13 protein-coding genes are annotated in these 21,596 nt (G+C 41.1%); 2 read left to right on the forward strand and 11 right to left on the reverse strand.

Annotated features, from left to right (window positions below; all coding sequences use genetic code 11):
* Nucleotides 1–138: 138 nt before the first annotated feature.
* On the reverse strand, nt 139–2,535 hold the full coding sequence (locus KW850_RS12840; RefSeq protein WP_256358228.1) for a beta-glucosidase: 2,397 nt from the start codon (nt 2,533–2,535) through the stop codon (nt 139–141).
* A 412-nt stretch (nt 2,536–2,947) separates the two neighbouring features.
* On the opposite strand from KW850_RS12840, the gene KW850_RS12845 reads away from it, so the two are divergent.
* Both KW850_RS12845 and KW850_RS12850 read left to right on the forward strand, forming a co-directional pair.
* Nucleotides 2,948–5,299, forward strand: a complete 2,352-nt coding sequence (locus KW850_RS12845) for a glycoside hydrolase family 3 C-terminal domain-containing protein (protein ID WP_218347971.1) — start codon at nt 2,948–2,950, stop codon at nt 5,297–5,299.
* 87 nt (nt 5,300–5,386) lie between these two features.
* Nucleotides 5,387–6,676, forward strand: coding sequence for a prolyl oligopeptidase family serine peptidase (locus KW850_RS12850; RefSeq protein WP_374226329.1), 1,290 nt, complete (start codon nt 5,387–5,389; stop codon nt 6,674–6,676).
* A 98-nt stretch (nt 6,677–6,774) separates the two neighbouring features.
* On the opposite strand, the gene KW850_RS12855 is transcribed toward KW850_RS12850, so the two are convergent.
* The 10 genes from KW850_RS12855 to KW850_RS12900 all read right to left on the reverse strand — a co-directional run bounded on the left by KW850_RS12855 (nt 6,775) and on the right by KW850_RS12900 (nt 21,493).
* On the reverse strand, nt 6,775–7,764 hold the full coding sequence (locus KW850_RS12855; RefSeq protein WP_218347973.1) for a LacI family DNA-binding transcriptional regulator: 990 nt from the start codon (nt 7,762–7,764) through the stop codon (nt 6,775–6,777).
* A gap of 3 nt (nt 7,765–7,767) precedes the next feature.
* Nucleotides 7,768–8,826 carry an aldose epimerase family protein gene (locus KW850_RS12860; protein ID WP_218347974.1) on the reverse strand — a complete coding sequence of 353 codons (1,059 nt, stop codon included), beginning with the start codon at nt 8,824–8,826 and terminating at the stop codon, nt 7,768–7,770.
* 18 nt (nt 8,827–8,844) lie between these two features.
* Nucleotides 8,845–10,329 (reverse strand): UDP-glucose--hexose-1-phosphate uridylyltransferase, encoded by a 1,485-nt coding sequence (gene galT / locus KW850_RS12865; RefSeq protein WP_218347975.1) that lies wholly within the window; start codon nt 10,327–10,329, stop codon nt 8,845–8,847.
* 11 nt (nt 10,330–10,340) lie between these two features.
* Nucleotides 10,341–11,330 (reverse strand): UDP-glucose 4-epimerase GalE, encoded by a 990-nt coding sequence (gene galE, locus KW850_RS12870; protein WP_218347976.1) that lies wholly within the window; start codon nt 11,328–11,330, stop codon nt 10,341–10,343.
* Complete coding sequence (locus KW850_RS12875; RefSeq protein ID WP_218347977.1) at nt 11,330–12,511, reverse strand: galactokinase; 1,182 nt, start codon at nt 12,509–12,511, stop codon at nt 11,330–11,332. Before KW850_RS12875 ends, galE begins: the two co-directional genes overlap by 1 nt.
* Nucleotides 12,512–12,683: 172 nt before the next feature.
* A complete protein-coding gene (locus KW850_RS12880; protein ID WP_218347978.1) occupies nt 12,684–14,918 on the reverse strand; it encodes an alpha-galactosidase in 2,235 nt (744 codons plus the stop codon).
* Nucleotides 14,919–15,205: 287 nt separating this feature from the next.
* On the reverse strand, nt 15,206–18,241 hold the full coding sequence (gene lacZ / locus KW850_RS12885) for a beta-galactosidase, LacZ type (RefSeq protein WP_218347979.1): 3,036 nt from the start codon (nt 18,239–18,241) through the stop codon (nt 15,206–15,208).
* 63 nt (nt 18,242–18,304) lie between these two features.
* A complete protein-coding gene (locus KW850_RS12890) occupies nt 18,305–19,129 on the reverse strand; it encodes a carbohydrate ABC transporter permease (RefSeq protein WP_218347980.1) in 825 nt (274 codons plus the stop codon).
* Nucleotides 19,122–19,985, reverse strand: a complete 864-nt coding sequence (locus tag KW850_RS12895) for a carbohydrate ABC transporter permease (protein WP_256358240.1) — start codon at nt 19,983–19,985, stop codon at nt 19,122–19,124. Before KW850_RS12895 ends, KW850_RS12890 begins: the two co-directional genes overlap by 8 nt.
* A gap of 218 nt (nt 19,986–20,203) precedes the next feature.
* Nucleotides 20,204–21,493, reverse strand: a complete 1,290-nt coding sequence (locus tag KW850_RS12900; protein ID WP_218347981.1) for an ABC transporter substrate-binding protein — start codon at nt 21,491–21,493, stop codon at nt 20,204–20,206.
* Nucleotides 21,494–21,596 lie beyond the last annotated feature (103 nt).

Genomic DNA, 21,596 nt, shown 5'->3' on the forward strand with positions numbered 1-21,596 from the left:
TCTCTGCCAGTCTGACTACGGCTATTATACGAGAATTCCAAAAAATCAACAACGAACTTTTAGTGGAAAGGACCTCAAATAAAACAGCCTCCACTCTCTTTCAATGAAGGCTGTTACCATTCTTTTATTATTTTCTAATTATTTAGCAAGTCTCTCAAAGTCAACTTTCGGTGCCAATGCTTCGTTAACTTTTTCAACGACCATATCGTGATCTACTGTAAATGTAGCCGACTCTTTAATATCTTCTGAGGACGCCCCAATTTTTACTGTATATGTGCCCTTTTCAAGAACCCATGCATTTTCCTTTTCATCAAAGGAGGCAAGGTCTTTGGCATTAAGCTCGAATTGAAGAAGCTCACGCTGATGAGGCTTAAGTTCCTTTGTTTTACCAAAGGCTTTTAGTTCAACAGCAGGTTTCTCAAGTTTTCCATCTGGGGCGGAAACATACACTTGGACGACCTCTCTTCCAGGGACCTTGCCCGTATTTTCCACCATAGTGGATACCTTAAGCTTGTCCTTAAATTTCTTGCCTTCGCTAATATTTAAATGATTAATATCGAAGCTTGTATACGACAATCCATAACCGAATTCATAAGCAGGCTTCACATTAAACGTGGTATTGTAACGATAGCCAACATAAATGTCTTCGTTATAGATAACCTGTGTTGGGTTCTCAGCAGGCGTACCAGGGAAGCTATTTGCTGATGCAACATCACTGTATTTTACAGGGAAGGTAGTTGGTAATTTTCCGGACGGATTGACTTTACCGGAAATAACATCAGCAACAGCATAACCTGCTTCTTGGCCTGGCTGCCATGCCAACAGGATTGAATCAACCTTATCCCTCCAGCTGGCTACTTCGATAGGCCCGCCAATATTCAAAATAACAGCTACTTTTTTACCCTGCTTATGATATTCTGATGATACGTTCGAAATCATGTCTTTTTCTGCATCACTTAATAAATAATCCCCTTTTACCACTTTACGGTCCGCACCTTCTCCAGAATTTCGCCCAATAACGATGATGCCGATATCCGATGCTTTTGAAGCAGCGGTAATTTCGGTTTCTGCTAGGGGCTTTTCAGGAATAGCAGGGACGGACTTTCCAAAATCTTCACCCCATGGACTTGGTTTAATTTTATACTGATCTTGCGAGCGCAATGTATCAATATATGTTTTATATTCCTGAAGTAAACTTTGATTTAATTGGTATCCAGCACTCTTTAATCCATCAACAATAGAAGTGGTGTAAGCCGCATTGACATCGCCGCTTCCTGTTCCCCCTTTAACCGTTTCGATTTGTGTATTGCCAAATAAAGCGACCTTCTGCTCCTTGCTGATAGGCAGCGGCATCTTGTCGTTCTTTAAGAGAACCATCCCTTCTGAAGCTGCTTTTCGAGCTGTTTGCGCGTGAGCAGCTAAATCAGGCTTGTCTGAGTTTTGGTACTTTTTAAACTCAGGTGTTTGGATGACAATCTGGAGAATGTTCTTAATATTACGGTCAAGCACTTTTTCGTCTAAATTTCCACTTTCCACAGCTGTTTTAATCAAATTAGATTGGGTTGCTGAACCTGGCATAATCATGTCATTTTCTGCTTTCATTTGTTCGACCGGATTATCCCCGCCAAACCAGTCTGTCATGACAAACCCTGTGTAGCCCCAGTCCTTACGCAAAACAGTTGTTAGCAAGTCAGCACTTTGAGAGGTGTATGTTCCATTCAGTTTGTTATAGGAACTCATAACCGACCATGGATGGGATTCTTTAACAGCGATTTCAAAGCCTTTAAGATAAATTTCCCTTAAAGCTCGTTCAGATACGACGGTATCAATGCTATTCCGGTTTGTTTCCTGGTTATTAGCAGCAAAGTGCTTGATTGTCGCGCCAACGCCGTTCGATTGTACCCCATTTACCATCGCTGCAGCCATTTTTCCTGCAATTAAAGGATCCTCTGAGTAGTATTCGAAGTTTCGTCCATTCAATGGATTACGGTGGATATTGAGTGCCGGTGCTAATAATAGGTCGACACCGTATTCTTTCACTTCATTTCCCTGTGCTTGACCTACTGCTTCTGCTGTTGCAGGATCCCACGTGGATGCAAGAGCCGTCGCGATCGGGAAAGCGGTTGCATAATAAGTTTGCGTTTGACCTGGTCTTGTCGGTCTGATTCTAAGGCCGGCCGGACCGTCAGCGAACCTCAGCTCAGGAATACCTAAACGGGGAATTCCAAACGTACCGCCTACAGCTCCAACTACTTCAAATGGAGGCATCCCCCCGAATCCAGGCATCCCTACACCCACAACAAATTTAGCTTTTTCCTCTAGGGTCATAGCTTTAATAACACTGTCAATCGATGCCGCATCTGTTAAGTAAGAAGTTGATGTCTGTTCGGCAGAAGTTTGAGCTTGCTGAACGGTTGTTGAATTTTGACTCTGAGCGGATGCAATGTCAAAAGTGAGTCCTGAGAGAAGTAATGAAGATGTAAGCGTAAATGCTAGTAATTTTGACTTTTTCTTTTTCTTCAATTTTTTTAACATAATTCTAATACCCCCATCAAATTAGTTTAAATTTTCCACACTCGCAAATTAAAACGCTTTCATTAGTAGTTTAACTTAAATGAATTTTCACATTATTGATAATTTTCTGGACATTATTGCGAAAATCTTCACTATTTTGTTTTAGTTGAAAGGGACTAAGAATCGATAAAAAGAGTTTAAACGGATCTCCTTTACAGTTGAATATCCCTATATCTTATATCATGTCAAATAGTGTCTAAGAAATATGTACAATTCCTCTTGACTTTTTAATAATTTATTGAATATTCAGTCTATAACAAATTAATCTAGTAATTCACAATTTAATGCTACCTCTTGTAACTTATTGAATTATACATTACATGTTAACTTTTGGGATGTAAGGGTTTTCATTTAAAAGAAGGAGTTGTTAGGCGTGAGGGGTTATTACAAAGTTCTGAGTTCATCCATGTTTACTTTAATGCTATTGTCATCTGGTTCAGGAGTACTTGCAGAAGAACAGCCACCATTACAAGTTAATGCTGCGGCTGTTACTACAGACAATGGTAGTGTACAAACTGGTGCGGTTCAGGAGCAAACACCGATGTTAGTGGACCAAGCTTCCATTCCAGCAGTTATCCGGGCCATGACGCTGGACGAAAAGGTGGATTTGATTGGAGGAGCTGGGGCGGCAGTAACAGGGGCTGCTGGCGGAACGTTTCCAATTCCACGGCTTGGTATTCCAAAGCTTACCTTTGCCGATGGTCCAGCTGGGCTTCGATTTGGATCAACTGCAAATAAGTCGACAACCGGTTTCCCAATTCCCTCGGCATTATCTGCTAGTTTTAATAAGGATTTAATGTACCAGGTTTCTAGTGCGATGGGAAAAGAAACCCTTGATTATGGCGTAGATGTTATATTAGGACCGGCATTGAATATTCACAGAGATCCAAGAGGTGGAAGAAACTTCGAATATTATTCAGAAGATCCATACTTAAGTGGAGAAATGGCGGCCGAATTTACAAAAGGTGTTCAGGATCAAGGTGTGGGTGTTAGCATGAAGCACTTTGCCGCTAATAATCAGGAAACAAATAGACAGTCAGTCAATGAGATTATTTCTGAACGCGCCTTAAGAGAAATTTATTTATCTGGATTCGAGAGAGTAGTAAAAGAAGCACACCCATGGACAGTGATGAGTTCCTATAATTCTATTAATGGACCTTTCTCTGCTCATAACTCTTGGCTGTTAAATGATGTATTAAGAAGTGACTGGGGCTTTAATGGCATGGTCATGACTGACTGGGGTGGATCTAAAAACAATGGTATAGCGATGTTAAACGGTGGTAATGATTTGTCCATGCCAAGTTTAAGTGTCGCTGGCAAAACGGCGGTAAAAGCAGCTATTCTAGACGGCTCACTAAAAGAGGTAACACTTGATACGGCAATTGAGAATATCCTTAACTTAATAGTCAAATCCCCAACATTTAAAAAATTAAGTACGGCTGACAATACGAAACTAAGCGTAAGTTCTGACCTTGCTTCTGCCGATGCAAAACTTTCACGAGAGGCTGCACCGGAAGGCATGGTTTTATTAAAGAATGAGAACAAAGCGCTTCCTTTCGATAAAAAAGTGAAAAAGGTCGGAATTGTTGGTAACTCATATACAATGCCAAGCTGTGGATTTGGTACCCCTGCTTCTGCGTGTACTACAGATAATGCTGCTTCAAAAATGTTCTTGATGGGAACCGGAAGCGCCTATGTAACACCAACTCATACCGTACAACTTCCAGAAGGCCTGAAAAATGGAGGATATATACCTGTTAACACGAACGCCAGCGGTGCTGAGGTTAATGAAAATCTTACTGCTGAAGATGCCGCATATATGGCACAGAATTCAGATATTGGTGTGATTGTGATTGCTAGAGGGTCTGGAGAAGGGGCAGATGGAAATGAAACAACCTTTGAACCGTCTGCAAAAGAATCAGAACTAATCAAAAAAGTTACTGATGCATATCACACTGTTAATAAAAAGGTAGTAGTAGTCTTAAACGTTGGTGCTCCGTTTAACACTGTAAGCTGGAGAGATTCTGTAGACTCCATTTTATTATCTTGGCAGCCTGGGATGGAAGCAGGAAACGCTTTGACAGATGTTCTGTCAGGAAAAGCTTATCCATCAGGAAAACTTCCAGAGACCTTCCCAGTTAAATTAGAGGACGCGCCAAGTTATGCGAACTTCCCAAGCTCAGACGGCAATCCAAACTTAGTAAATTATAAGGAAGACATTTACGTTGGTTACCGCTACTATTCTACTTTTAATAAACAAACAGCTTACGAGTTTGGTTACGGACTCTCCTATACAACGTTTGATTATAGCGACTTTAAATTAAATAAAGATACCTTATCAAATAAAATCAAAGTCTCGTTTAAAGTAGCCAATACAGGTTCCTTGGTTGGAAAGGAAGCTCCGCAGCTTTATGTAAGTGCACCTGACGGCAAGTTAGAAAAACCAGCGATTGAGTTGAAAGCGTTCGGAAAAACCCGTGAGCTGAAGCCAGGTCAAAAAGAAACATTCAACTTCTTTATTGATCCAAAGGATATCGCTTCGTTTGATGAGTCTACTTCCTCTTGGATTGTTGAAAAAGGTACCTATAAATTCAAAGTTGGAGCTTCTTCTGTCGATATCAGAGGGACGCTTGATTTTAAAGTGGACAAAGAAATCATTGCCGAGGTAGACAATGACAATGGACCCGATGTGCAATTAGAAACTCTATCAAAATACAATCAGTAGAGTAGTAATATGGACATCCTAAAAATAACATTTTGGAGGTAAAGGAAAATGCTTAAAAAAGTGAAAAAAGGGGCCATATTGGCCACAATGGCTGCAACCATGACTTTATCTCTCAATACAAACGTTTTCGCTAAACAAATCAATACACAGCCCACATCCTATCAAACCGTGACAGAGATTGAAGATTGGGGAGCAGCAACCACGAAAGTAATTGTTAATGTTGGGAAACCGATACCAAAGGACTCTGTTACAACAGCTACCTTCAAAGTACATGTGGCCAGAAGCGATAAACGGTTAAAAACACCGTTGCTAGAGGAAGGCGACCGAACAATTACTAAAGCATATGTAGCAGATAAAGACGGCAATCCTGCTGTCCAAACAGGTAAATATGTCGTCTTAGAAATGAAAATTGGCCCTGATGTATCCCTAGGTTCACCTCTTAACTATGATTGGGCTACTACTGGTTTTAATGATTGGATTGATATGAAATATACCATCACACAGCAAAAGGATATTGAAACAAGTGCAGGAACGATTTCAGGATTAGTTGTCGACCAATTCGCAAGGGAAACAAGAGAACTGGTAGATGATTTTTCAACGGGAAAGGGAACCTATGACAATGTTAGTTTAACTTATGCGGACTATTCGCCAGCAACTGACAATCATAAAAACCCATTAATTATCTGGCTGCACGGCGCGGGTGAAGGCGGCACAGATCCAACGATTCCACTTTCAGCTAATAAAGCAGCAAACTTTGCTTCAAAGGATATTCAATCCTACTTTGACGGTGCCTACGTTCTGGCCCCTCAAACTCCGACTTTTTGGATGGACGGTTTAAACGGATTTGGAGATGGAACCTCCAAATATGAGAATGCTTTAATGTCTTTAATTAAGGATTATGTAGCTAATCACAAAGACGTTGATACCAGCAGAATTTACATTGGCGGTGACTCTAACGGCGGATATATGACCATGCTGATGGCGAGGGATTATACCCATTACTTTGCCGCAGCATTCCCAACATGTGAAGCCTTAGGGGATAACTTAATTACAGATGGACAAATTCAAAAAATGAAGGATTTCCCAATGTGGTTCATTGCCGCTAAAGCCGATCCAGTAGTTATCACAACTCAATATGTTGAACCTACGTATAAACGCTTAGTCGAAGTTGGAGCAAAAAATGTCCATTTATCATTATTTGATAAGGTAGTTGATACCTCCGGTTTATATACCAAAGCGGATGGCACTCCATATGAATACAACGGACACTGGTCTTGGATTTATGTATACAATAATGCGCCAACAGACATAATCAACGGAAAAACAACCACCATCATGGAATGGCTGGCAGCACAAACCAACCCAAACACTAAGTAAACGGTGGCAAATAAATGGTGTCAGGCACCACCAAAAGACAACAGGCCGATTTGTCCACCTTAGGTGGACAAATCGGCCTGTTTTAGTTTTTTATTAGGTTAAAAGCTACTATTCCGAATGACCAGTTCTGTGGCGATGGATATTTTTTTGGCTGTTTTTCTTCCTGCTATTCTCTCCAACAGGGTGTCTACAGCGGTTTCACCCATGATTTCGGTATAGACCTTAACCGTGCTTAGGGATGGGAAGACATATTTAGAGATGCTGATATCGTTGACACCGATGATGTTCACTCGGTCAGGGACAGCAATTCCTTCCTCTAAAAGCGCTCTTAATGCGCCTACTGCAAGTGAGTCATTCCCTGCAAAAAAGGCTGTCGGTAATTGATCACCATGCTCATTAATCGCCTTTTTCATCAAGGCGTGACCATCATCAGCTGAGAAAGAGCCTACATACATACACACTTCATTAGGCAGCCCTTTTTCTGCTAAATAGCGCTTGAACGTCAATTCCCTTGGGTCTTCAATCATCGATGTTTTGTCTTTAAACACTTCTCTGCCGCCGATATACCCGATTTTCTCATGACCCTTTTTTATAAAGTGATCAATTACTTTTTTTGTAGCTCTTTCAAAGTCAATAACAATCGAATCGAACCGATCTTCGTCTGGAGAGGTGTCCACAAAGACAAGATTTTTTGTAATTTTGACGAGGTCACTCACTTGCTTCTTGCTAAATTTCCCAATCGCAATAAGCCCTTGAATATCGTCTTCCTTCAAATCCCCATAGTTGTCTTGGAAATACTTATCGACCTGAATCCCATGCTGCCGGCATTGGTTTTCAACACCCAGACGAATCGACATGTAATATAAATCTTCCAGTTCTTCTTTTTCTGTATACCATTGCAAAAGGGCAATCTTACCCGACTCCTGCTTACGGGCTGGTTTCTTTTTATATGATAGTTCCTCTGCCACTTCGAAAATTCTTTTCTTGGTTTCATCACTAACGGAAAGAGTCGTATCATAATTTAAAACCCGGGATACAGTAGCAATGGATACCCCGGCAATTTGTGCAATATCTTTGATGGTAGCCATGAATCAGTCTCCTAATGTATTAGCAAAAAAACGGTACACTGTTTTGGAATAGTATACTTCCTCTGGATTCAAAATGACAGATGGAAACTCTGGTTGGTGGATGGCATCAGGAAATCCTTGCGTTTCTAAACAAACACCCAAATAGTTCTCTGCCCTGACTCCTGCGATAGAATAAGGACCTTCTATAAAATTTCCTGTATAAAGAACGACACATGGCTGATCGGTCGTGACAAGAAGGGAGCGGCCGCTTTCTTCATCGCTTAAGATTATCGTATTTTCTCCCTCTTGCGTAAAGACGAGTGGATGGTCGTAGCCATTACCGACCAGCACATTCTGGGGATAAGATGAATTCAGACCAGAACTTAACCTTCTGCCATGCTTAAAATCAAAGGGAGTATTCTTAGAATCAATCAACTTACCAGTAGGGATAAGATCGTCTCTCAACTCTAAAAATCGATCACTATCTAATTTAAGAATGTGCTCCGAACAATCTCTTTTTATATTACCACTTAAGTTAAAATACGAGTGATTCGTTAAGTTGACTAACGTTTTTTGATCCGTTTCACTTTTATAACTAATATCGAGTTCATTTTTATTATTTAGAATGTACGTAACAGTGGTGTCTAGATTACCTGGATAGCCTTCTTCTCCGTCTGGACTATGGTAAAAAAACTTCAACCCGACAGCATTTTCTTCCTCGATGATTTCAGCTTTCCAAATCACAGAGTTAAAACCCTTCTTGCCTCCGTGCAGATGATTGGGATAGTTATTGTCAGCAAGTTTATATTCTTTCCCGTCCAATTCAAAACTTGCACCGCCAATTCTTCCGGCTACCCGTCCACAAACTGCTCCGAAATACGGTGACCATTCTGTATAATCTTCGAAGTTATCAAAACCAAGAACAACATTTTCAAAGTTTCCACGGCGGTCAGGGACGATGATTTTCGTAATGATACAACCATAATCCAAACAAGAAACCATCATGCCATAATCATTGACCAGTGTATACTCAGTAACAGTCTCACCCTCGTAACTGCCGAATATTCTATTTAATATTTTCATCGATATCACTCCATATTTTTACAAAGAATTGATAAAACGCTGGAACCCAGCTTGCCCTGCCTCGTCCCGCTTGAACACTCCTGCATCTTCCAAGACCCTTGAAAATTTCTTTCCCACTTCTTCTCTTACTAGACCTTCCACATTCACTTCGTTAGGGATATCTTGATAGCGTGCCTTTAACGATTCCGCCCATTCTAAATGGTACTCGGCAATTTCAGCAGTTTTTCCAAGGATGTACCTCTGTACTTCTCCTAGTTCAGCCTTTAACCGTGCAGGTAAAACAGCCAGCCCCATTACTTCAATTAGGCCGATATTTTCCTTCTTAATATGATGAACGTCGGCGTGTGGGTGGAAAATACCCAGCGGATGTTCATCGCTTGTTCGGTTGTTACGGAGTACTAAGTCCAGTTCAAAAACATCCTCATTTTTCCTTGCAATCGGTGTAACGGTATTATGCGGCGTCTCTCTGGTTCTCGCCAAAATTTCAAGCGTCTCATCACTGTAATTTTTCCATTGGTCAAAAATATGTGAACCTGCTTCAACAAGATCGCTAATTTGAGAAGAGCGAAGGCGAATGACGGACATTGGCCACTTCACAACCGAGCACTCTACAGTAGGAAAACCAGCCATCTTAAATGTCCAGTCATCACCAGCCTTCGCCATCGCAAATTGATAATTCCCGCCTTGATAATGATCATGGGTTAAAATCGAACCGCCGACAATTGGCAGATCCGCATTAGAGCCCACAAAGTAATGGGGAAATTGTTCAACAAAGCTCAAGAGCCGTAAGAAAGACGTGGCACTAACGACCATATCGGTATGTTTTTCTGAGAGGACAATACAATGCTCATTGTAATACACATACGGTGAATACTGAAGATACCATGGCTGATCTACTAGATTAACGCGAATCATTCGGTGATTGGAGCGGGCCGGGTGTCCGACTCTGCCTGCGTAACCTTCATTTTCAACACATAGCAGGCATTTCGGATAATCTGTTTTTTGCACCGACCGCTCGAGCGCGATACTTCTAGGATCCTTTTCAGGTTTCGATAGATTAATAGTTATGTCCAGTTCACCATATTCTGTGGCGGTTTTATACTCGATATTCTTCCGAATCCGCTTCATTTGAATATAATTGCTATTTTTACTTAACTCATAAAAATACTCGGTTGCTGCTTTTGGATCCAGGTTATATCTATCATAAAATAGCTGATTGACAGTCGATGGACGCGCGATAAAACAGTTCATAATTTTACTTGAAAAAATCTCTTTCTCATCAAATAATTCTTCAATTATCCCTTGATTGCAGGCATAGTCCACGATTAAATCGAGTAAATCAGGGATTTCCATATAACTGCTCTCAGCTAATTCCACTTCCTTAAACTCGGTTAAATGGAGCAGTGACAGAATTTGATTGCGTGCATATATTTCATCTTCCTGCTCCATTAATTGAGTGGCAATCGCGCGATTAATTAATTGTTGTATTAGTTGATAAATCATTATGATCCCCTCTATTTCTGATATCCATTAGGGTGATGCTGATGCCAGTTCCAGGCATTGCTTATAATTTGATGAATCGAAGTTCTCGTTGGATTCCATCCCAATTCCTTTTTTGCTTTTTCCGAAGAAGCAATTAAGGTACTCGGGTCTCCCGATCGACGTTCACCGATTTTCACCGGAATATCAATTCCTGTCACTTCTTTAGCTGTCTCAACAATTTCTTTTACCGAGAACCCTTGACTTGAGCCTAAATTGAAAATATTACTCTCCCTGCCATTCTGCAAATAACGTAATGCTAAAAGATGGGCATCAATTAAATCTTCAACATGGATGTAATCTCGAACGCAGGTCCCGTCCTCTGTATCATAATCTTCCCCAAATATTGTTACGGCCGGTCTTTTCCCTAATGCCGCTTCGAGGACAACAGGGATTAGGTGTGTTTCAGGATCATGGTCTTCTCCAATTTGTCCGTCACTTCTTGCTGAAGCAACATTAAAATAGCGAAGTGATACATAGCTGAGATCAAAAGCCTTTTCACACCAGGCCATCATTTTCTCCATTGCCAGCTTGGTTTCACCATAGGTATTTGTTGGAATGGTTGCTGCATCTTCTGTTATAGGTACAATTTTCTGTTCTCCATAGACGGCTGCTGTGGAAGAAAAAACGATATGCTTGACGGCAAATTCTTTCATCATTTCAAGAACGATTTGTGTTCCGTATACGTTGTTATCGAAGTATTTTAATGGTTCAACCATCGATTCCCCGACAAGGGAATTGGCGGCAAAATGCAAAATCGCGTCAATGTTTTCTTTTTCAAAAACCGAACGCATAAACTCACGGCTGCGGATATCACCTTTATAAAAGGCAGCCTTTGGATGAACCGCATCCTCATGGCCTGTTTGCAAATCATCAATGACAACTACCGAAAAGCCCTGATCAATCAACTGATAAACAGCGTGCGAACCGACGTACCCCGCGCCGCCTAATACAAGGATACTCATTATATCGCTTCCTCCATTTGAATTTCTTTTGCGCCGTCGCCGATACTTGCTACGTAAAATTCTGCCTCGTAGCCAATTTTCTCTAGGTAAGCTTCACCAACATTGGCAATAAAGTTCTCAACCTCTTCATTTGCTACAATCGCAATCGCACATCCGCCGAATCCTGCACCTGTCATGCGCGCGCCAAGAACTCCCGGCTGTTTCCATGCAGCTTCTACTAAACTATCAAGCTCAACACCAGTAACCTCATAATCATCTCGTAATGAGATGTGTGATTGATTAATCAATTGTCCGAACACCTCTAGATTCCCTAACTTTAGCTCTTCTAGGGCTTTAATGGTTCTCATGTTTTCATAGACAGCGTGCTTTGCCCGTTTGCGAACTGTTTCATTGGTGATCAGGTACTGATTTTCATCGAATTCCACTTCAGATAACTGACCAAGAGCCTCAATCGGCAGCTTTTGTTGAAGTTGCGCCAATGCCTCTTCGCATTCTCCTCGTCTTTCGTTGTATTTCGAATCAGCTAATTCCCTGCGTTTGTTCGTATTCATAATTAAAATTTTGTAGTCTTCAAGATGAATTGGTGCATACTCATATTTAAGAGTCTGACAATCTAGCAGGATTCCTGCATCTTTCATACCCATGCCAATCGCAAACTGATCCATGATGCCGCTGTTCACACCAATAAATTCATTCTCTACTTTTTTGCCAATCTTGATGAGTTCCAATCGAGGAATGTCTAATTGGAAGAGGCCATTTACAAGCACTCCCGTTAAAAGCTCAATAGACGCTGATGAAGAAAGACCTGCACCATTTGGAATATTGCCTTGAATGACACAATCAAATCCGAAGGGAATTTCATAGCCCGCCTCAATAATGTAACGAATCATCCCTTTCGGATAGTTGGCCCAATTGTGTTCTTTCTTATAATCTAGTTCGTTGAGGTTAAATTCAATGATTCCTTTTTCAGGGAAGTTGGTTGAGTACAAGCGAAACACTTTATCTTCCCGCTTTCTTGCTACCGCATAGGTACCATACGTAATCGCACATGGAAAAACATGACCGCCATTGTAATCGGTATGCTCGCCGATTAAATTAATCCTTCCAGGAGCGAAAAAGGCTTGCCTTGGTAAAACCTGAAACATATCTAAGAATACTTGATTAAGTGTGATAACGTTCATTTCAAATTCCTCCAGAAGTATCGTGTCTTGTATGTTAACTACTTTAAATTTTACTCCCCTTAGTAAAAACTTTCAATATTTTTACTAAAATTTTACGTAAAAAATATAAAAATGGCGCATGAAATAATTCATGCGCCATTTCCGTTTAAATATCTTAATAATCAATGACCCATTATTTCTCTAATTGTTTCAAATAAAATACTTGTGACTGGAAGTCGCCCCCTCGCTCGGCGCTTCCGTCATTGACACCATTAAACTCAGTTGGAAGCGGCATTCCCACGTTCATGAGTTCATCACCAAAATACGTTCGCTCGCTTCCAGCCGCTTTATATGCTTTTGTTTCATCTAAGCCAGTGAGACGCAGGGTTTGCTGTTTTTTGGGATTAGGTGTTGCCAAAACTTTATACCAGCCAATCAATGCTTCCGATTGGTCCTGACTCACGACCATCCATGCCGTTTCATTATTTGCAAACGGACTCATCAGGCGATAAAAGTGACCATCCCGTATCAACTCACGATGCTCTTTATAAAATGCGACCTGCTCTTTAATATCAGCACGTTCTTCTTCGGTTAATTTCACTGGGTCTAATTCATAGCCAAAGGTTCCAAAATACGCTGCGTTCGCCCTTGTTTGTAATGGCGTTGACCGTAATGTTTGGTGATTCGGAACAGCTGATACATGAGAGCCCATGCTGTAGAGCGGATACGCAAAGGATGTGCCATATTGAATTTTCAGCCGTTCTATCGCATCTGTATCATCACTCGTCCAAGCCTGTGGTGCATAATACAACATCCCCGGGTCGAACCGGCCTCCCCCGCCCGCACAAGATTCAAACAACACATGCGGGAATTCCCTCGTTAACCGATCATAGAGATCATAGACCCCTAAAATATAACGATGGAAAAACTCGCCTTGCTGATGGACGGCAAGTTTTGGCGAGAAGGCTTCGGTCATGTTCCGATTCATATCCCATTTAATATAAGCAAGGTTTGTTTTTCTAATAATATCGGCCATTTTTTCATAAAGATAATCCACAATTTCTTGTCTGGAAAAGTCAAGAACCAGCTGATTTCGTCCCAATGTATAGGGTTGACCTGGAATACCAACTGCCCAATCTGGATGCTCGCTAAATAATTCACTGTTTGGACTAATCATTTCAGGCTCAAACCAGAGTCCAAATTTCATTCCAGTTGCTGCAATTTTCTCTGCTAAACTTTCTAAACCATTGGGAAGCTTAGCTAAGTCTACATGCCAATCTCCCAGCGAGGAAGTATCGTCATTCCGTTTTCCAAACCAGCCATCATCAAGGACAAACAGCTCGATTCCTAATTCACTGGCGGATTTAGCAATATTCACAAGTTTTTCTTCATTAAAATCAAAGTAGGTTGCTTCCCAGTTGTTAATCAATATTGGGCGTACAGACTGCTTCCATTGTTCCTGAATCAGATGCTCGCGGTAAAGAGCATGAAAAGCCTGACTCATCCCGTTTAAACCTTGATCGGAATATACCATCACGACCTCTGGGGTTTGAAATGAAGCTTGCTGCTTTAAATTCCACTTAAAGCCGAACGGATGAATCCCAACAGTAAGTCTCGCAGTATCGTAATGATCGACTTCTACTTGCATCAAAAAATTACTGCTATAGATAAAATTAAAGCCATATACTTCACCTGCATGTTCTGTCGCCTCAGGCCGTTTTAGTGCCAAGAATGGATTATGATGGTGCGAGCTGGCACCACGCAGACTGGAAATAGACTGAATGCCTGTTTCAAGTCTTCTCTCCTTCACATGACGCTCCCGTGACCACGCACCGGCTAAATGGGTAAATACAAAATCTTTATCCGGCAGGTCAAGCGATGCGCCCATCAACCGCCCAATCACCAATTCCTCTGACCCCTTATTAATAAGGGAGGCACTTCTTGTTATGACGGGTTTGTCACGGAAAATCGTATAATTTAATATTAATTCCGCCTGCAGGAACTCATCTTTTAAGATGATTTGCAGTGTACTAGCTTCATGATTTTCTTTTGTATAGGTGGCTGGTAGACCGTCAAGACCTGGCTTTCCTTCATGCAATTGATACGATTCATATGTGAAATTTGGAACATGGTTAGCTGTAGTTTTACTAACACTGATTGCTGGTTCACGAAAATCAGAATTTCCGTATGCAGGGTATTCTTGACGCAAGGTTTCCAAACCAAAGGCAGGATCGTCCCCATATACGTGCGTTGTTGCCCCAGTTGGCACATCATACGCTTGCAAATGGGAAAAATCTTCTCGATGTCGCAATGCCTTACCGTAATAAAGATGACCTAATTGTCCATTTTTCATCACGTGAAAAATATAACTGACTTTGCCATTTGTTAAATGAAACTGCCTGTCTTCTTGATTCACATGAATTAACATAACATTCTCCTTCACAAAATTGGTTTGTTTTAGACATATTCTTTTTACTTATAGTCTCTATTAAACTTGGCTGTTGATTTCCGCTCCAGGCACTTCGCTTTCCGCGGGCGGTCCGGGGAGCCTCCTCGGCGCTTAGCGCCTGCGGGGTCTCCCCTGGTCCGTCCTCCCGCAGGAGTCTTCGTGCCTTCCGCTACAATCAACTTGGCTATAAAATTTTTACAAAGCTTACTTATAAGGAAAGAGCCTGGCAAAATCAGGCTCTTTTCTTTATTTGATCCATTTCATAATTAAATTCTATTGATCACAAACTCAAATTCCATGTTTTGATTAGCATGAATAAGATGTTCTTCATGTACTGGTGCGCCCCAACTGTCGTCTCCACCAACGCCCATCTGCTTACCTGCGACCGTCACAACGGTGTAATGAACATTTGGAAGCTCATAATGATGTTGAGCATTCTCAAGTTCAAAAGCAGTATATGGGGAAAAATTGCACTCTAATGGTTCAGCAACTGTTGATATTTTTATCCCCTGTCCTTGCTTATTCGTCACACTAACGCGACGTACTCCTGTTCGATTGCCCGACTCTTGTGGCATCACATATCCGGACAAATTATCAGACACTTGGTTTTTAAAGATACCCAGTCTTGCGCCCATTGCACGATCCGAGTAATTTTCTTCTGGTCCCATCGCATACCATTCTAATTGGTCATAATCGGCAGGGACCTTAAAGGAAACCGCAAAAATCGGCAGTTGCGGAAGATTTTCTGCTCCATGATAAACCGATTTCACTCGAACACTGCCATCAGGAAGAACAGTATAACCTACTTTTACCACTACTTCTTCACTAATAGCTAGTTTATAAGTAAACGTGACAGATACCTGGCCTTTGGCTTCTTCGACCTCTATCCCCACGCATTTACGTGTAAGACTAGCTGCGTACCAAAGACCCGAATGATAACCTTGCGAATAACCACGATCATTATCTGTTGTAGCACGCCAGAATAACGGTGCCGGTGGCAAGGCAATCATCTCTTTCCCCGCATAGTTTAGTGAAACAAGGCTGCCGGCCTGCTTTGAGAAGATGATTGTAAAGTCGCGGCCGTGGACGCCAATATTGACATCCCCAGTCACAACCCGTAATTCTCCAAAAATCTGCGCCGGCTCCTCAGACGATTCTACCTGAAACACGTACTGTCCGAACGCAATTTCGTGGCCAGCATCCGCCCACAACTTACCTTCCCTCAGCCGTAAAGAGGTATGAATGCAATATTCACCAGAAACACTGGCGATCTCAACTGGCCAGTTAAATTCGACTCGTCCATCACTTTGAGGTGCCACATTTACTTCGAGCTGATCCCGATACTGTTCCTTCCCTTCAAGGTAGAGAATGTATTCCAAATCATAATCGGACGTATCGGCGAAAAGACTTTCATTTTGAATGGTTACGCCTGAACGGTCCGGTACCAGCTTTAGGTTTTGATACAAATACTTTACTTCCTTCATCTTTGGCGATACCTCTCGATTGGCGTAGACAATGCCATTCGTACAGAAGCCGTAATCGGTAGGCCGGTCATCAAAATCGCCGCCGTAGGCCAAAAATTCTTTTCCATAACGGTCCTTTTTGATAATGGATTGATCGATATAATCCCAAATAAAGCCACCTTGATACATTGGATACTTCTGCTCTAAATCCGTATATTTGTACATTCCGCCAAGTGAATTTCCCATCGCATGCATATATTCGCAGCTAATATATGGCTTTGACGGGTTATCGTTCAAATAATTCTCAATGTCAGCTGGCTTCGCATACATGCGGCTTTCCATGTCACTAGTATCATTGTACTCACGTGCATGGAAAACACCTTCATAATGTACCAATCGGCTCGGGTCCACTCTCTTAAAATACTTAGAAACGTTTAGAATGACCTCACCTGCATACGATTCATTGCCGCATGACCAAATGAGGATGGACGGGTGATTCTTATCTCGTTCATACATGGATACCGCCCTGTCCATGACAATGTTCTCCCATTCAGGCTTATTCCCGGGGATGTTCCAGGATGGCTCGACTGCCCCCATCTTCTGCCATGATCCGTGCGTTTCAAGGTTCATTTCATCGATAACATAGACACCGTATTCGTCGCATAACTCATACCAATAACTCTGATTCGGGTAATGGGACGTCCGGACCGCGTTAATGTTATTTTGTTTCAGCGTTTTAATGTCCCAGAGCATGTCTTCCTTAGTAATCGCCCGACCCGTCCGGCAATTAAATTCATGGCGATTGACACCCTTGAATATCATTCGTTCACCATTAAGACGCATGATTTTATCAACCATTTCAAATCTTCTGAAGCCGACCTTTTGCGGAATGACCTCAACCAACTTACCTAACTCGTTATATACTTGGATATATAACTTATATAAATAAGGATTTTCTGCGCTCCATAATTCCGGTTGATCAACCGCCATCGAAACCGTCCATTTCCCATCAATGAAATCACCATTTTGCGTTGCCACTATCTGCCCCTCGGTATCATACAATTCAGCCACTATTTTTGATGGTAAAGCCAAGTCAGATAGAAGTTTTAGGTCTGCTCGAAGCGTCCCTTTCGTAAAAGAAGAATCCAACTCTGCGCGGATATCGGCGTCATAGAAGTGAATTTCCGGTACAGTATAGAGATAAACATCGCGAAAAATACCTGAAAAACGCCAGAAATCTTGATCCTCCAGCCAACTTCCTGTGCTTCGTTGGTAGACCTGTACTGCTAGTTTATTTTCACCTTTCGTAAGAAAAGGGGTGAGATCAAACTCTGCCGGAGTGAAAGAATCCTCACTGTAGCCGACAAACTCCCCGTTAATCCACACATAAAAGGCTGATTCTACCCCTTGAAAGGAAATATACACAGGCTTATTTTCCATATTTTGAGGAACAGTAAACATCTTCACATAGCTGCCCACCGGATTATGATCGAGTGGAATTTCTGGAGGACGGATCTCGTTAAGGCCGTCCCATGGGTACATGGTATTCACATATTGTGGTTTTCCGTAGCCCTGAAGCTGGATGTGCCCAGGTACAGTGATGTTCCCCCATCCCAAGCAATTAAAATCCATTTTATAAAAGTTCTCCGGACGATTATCCGGATTGACGCTGTAGTTAAATTTCCAGTTTCCGTTTAAATTATGGCGCATTGCCATTGGACCTGCAGTTTTTGCCTGTTCCAGTGTTTCGTAATACAGGTGATCCGAATGCGCAGGCAGTCGATTCACGGCAAACACATTCACATCGGTAAGCCAGTCTATTTTTGGAATTGTTGTCATCATGATCACTCTTTCTAATTGCATTTTTCCAAAATGGCAAATTTCACTTATTTTACCTTCCTACTATTTAACAGATCCCATCATGCCAGCGACGAAATGCTTTTGCATAATGAAGAAAATTAATGCTGCCGGCAAGGTCGCAATCACAATCGCCGTCATGATCATTCCAAAGTCAGGTGAGTAGCTAGAACCAAGATTAGAGATTAACAGCGGAATTGTTTGATTTTCCGGCGACTGTAACACAACCAACGGCCATAAATAACTGTTCCAGCTAGCCATGAAGGTAATGATGGCTGCCGCAGCGTAAGTTGTTTTCATTGTTGGAACATAGATCCGAAAGAAACATCCCAATTCAGATAGGCCATCTATTCTTCCGGCCTCAAGGATTTCCTTCGGAAACATCTTGGTGCTTTGTCTAAAGAAAAAGATCAGGTAGGCGGTTGTAACCGTCGGTAATATGACAGCTGCGATTGTATCAATACCAATGATCGGTAAGGATTGTGAAATGGTAGCAAACATTCTAAATAGCGGTACCATCAAAGCAGCAAAAGGAATCATCATTGAAACTAACAAAATATTAAACACAAAATCTTTTGATTTACTTTTATAAATTTCAAATCCATATCCTGCCAAGGAGGCAATCAGCATGGCAAGGATAGTTGTTAGAACTGAGATTTTTGTTGAATTTATTAATGCAGGTACAAGATCAACTGTATCCAGCAGATTGTGAAGGTTTTGCATAAAATGACTGCCAGGCAGCATCCTTCCTTGCGTTACATCGACAGACTTGTTTGTCGAGCTCACAATCATCCATAGAAATGGAAACACAGAGACAATCGCTGCGATGATTAGTACTGTATAACTGAATGTATTTTTTAGCTTAATCATTTTTATCACCTGCCACTTTAAACTGAATGATAGAGAAGATGACAATCATAATGACAATTGCATAAGAGACAGTAGCTGCATATCCAAAGTCCGGAGTATACTTAAACGATAAATTATAGATATACTGAGAAATTGTCATGGTCGCATTACCAGGTCCACCCTTGGTAATATTCATAACTTCGTCAAATAACTGCAGCGTACCAATTGTTGACGTGATGGATGTAAATAGGATAATTGGCTTTAACATTGGGATAGTTATTTTGAAAAATTGCTGAATTGGCGAAGCACCATCGATTCTAGCTGCTTCATAAATAGATTCATCGACGTTTTGAAGAGCGGATAAATAGAAGATCATATTGTACCCTGTCCAACGCCAAGTGATTGCTACAATAATGGCAATTTTGGCCCAAAAGGGATCAGTAAGCCATTGGATGGGTTCCGAAATTAGTGAAACTTTCATTAACATGATATTAATTATGCCATCTTGACCAAATAAATATTTAAAAATGACGGAATAGGCAACAAGTGAGGTTACACACGGTAAGAAGATGGCTGTTCGAAAAAAGCCCTTGAACTTCAACGTTTTATTATTTAGTAAAACGGAAAGAAATAAAGCTAGTAAAATCATGACTGGTACTTGAATGATCAAATAGATGACTGTATTTTTTACGGTTGTAAGGAACGTTGGATCCTTAAATAAACGCGTATAATTATCGATACCTGTAAATGTTAAGTTCGCACCTACACCAGATTGAAAAGACAAAATAAGCGCCTGAACCATTGGGTAGAAGTAAAACAAAAAGATCATTACGGCAGCGATAATCACAAAGGACCAGCCGATGACATTATTTTTCAACCGAAGCTTCCGGCCTGAGTTTGCTTTTGGAAGGGTTTGAGTGTGATTTTCTTTCGCTGTTATCAATTTTAGTCAACTCCTTACGTTGTAATTTCAAGAAAAGAGCCCCAGGAAATCGCCTGACACATCAGATAGCTTCCATTACTAAATGGTAGAAGCCGGCGAATTCCTAAGGCAAATCTCTCTTTACAAAGATGTGTTACTTGCTACTTGTTGTATTATTTAATTTGTTCTTCTGCTTGCTTTTGAGCATCTTCTAATACTTTATCTAGATCTTTACCTTTAAGGTAATCTTGCATTCCCACTGCTAAAATGTCCTCAATTGCATATGTGTGCATACCATAGTTTACTTGAGGGATTTTCTCTGTCCAAGCTGCGAAGTCAGAAACAACTTTTTGACCTCCGAAGAAATCATCGGCAGCCTTGTAGGCTTCCCCTTCAGCAGCTGGCTTGTAAGTACCAATAGCTCCCATTTCCTTATTCAAGGTTTGATAAAAATCAGCATTAGAACCAAAAGTTTTTGCTAAGAAGTCGGCAGCCTTTTCTTTACCTGGAATGTTCAGCACGTACCAAGAGCTTCCGCCTAAGTTAGAAGCATTTACAGAACCAGAAATTCCAGATTGTTTTGGCATCGGAAGAACTGCCCATTTACCTGCTTGCGACGCTTCTGCTTTGATTGATGGAGTAATCCAGTTACCAGTAGGAACAGTTGCAACATCTCCACTGTTAAAGCCTGCTACGAATTGACCCCAGTCAGAGACAGGTTTTACTAAATCTGCATCTAAAATTGCTTTATATGTTTGGAATGCTTCCTTTAAAGAAGCGTTGCCTGCTAAGTCAGGTGTAACCCCGTCGTTCTTTAAGTACCATGAACCGCTAGTTTGAATCATCATACGAATAAGACCTAGGTCTTTTGGATCCTGTGTAAGCATTGCTTTACCAGTTGCTTCTTTAACCTTTTTACCTACTTCAATATATTTGTTCCAGTCCATATCTTGTAAATCTTCCACTTTGTATCCCGCTTTTTCCAAATAGTCAGTTCTAACGTATAGTCCCGTTACACCTGTATCAAATGGAAGACCGTAGTTTTTGCCATCCAAGCTGGTAGGAGCAATTTTATACTGTGCAAAATCATCGGCTTTAAAAGAACCAGTTAGCTCATGGAACATATCCGGATACGCTTTCAGGAAACTTTGCGCACGATAATCTTCAATTAAAACAATATTCGGAAGTCCTTTTGTAGTTCCAGAACTTAAGCTCGTATTTAGCTTTTGAATAATGTCATCCTGAGCATGTTCAATTACTTTAATGTTTACATCTGCGTTTTCTGATTTATAAGCTTCTTTTGCTAGATTCATTGCTTTAATGTTGAAATTTGGGTCCCATGCCCATACCGTTACTTCTTTTGTATCTTTGCCACTGTCGGAAGCATCTTTATCTTTAGTTCCCGAAGAACAGGCAGTTAGCATCAATATACTAACTAAAAAGAGTGCTAGTACTTTTCTCATTGATATTCCCCCAACATTCTATTATTGTAAGCGTTATCTAGCTTACATATATAATGTTAGCACCTGTTTGGACGTAAACGTTAGGACGATATTTTTAATGGTT

This window comes from Bacillus sp. sid0103 (assembly GCF_019219025.1).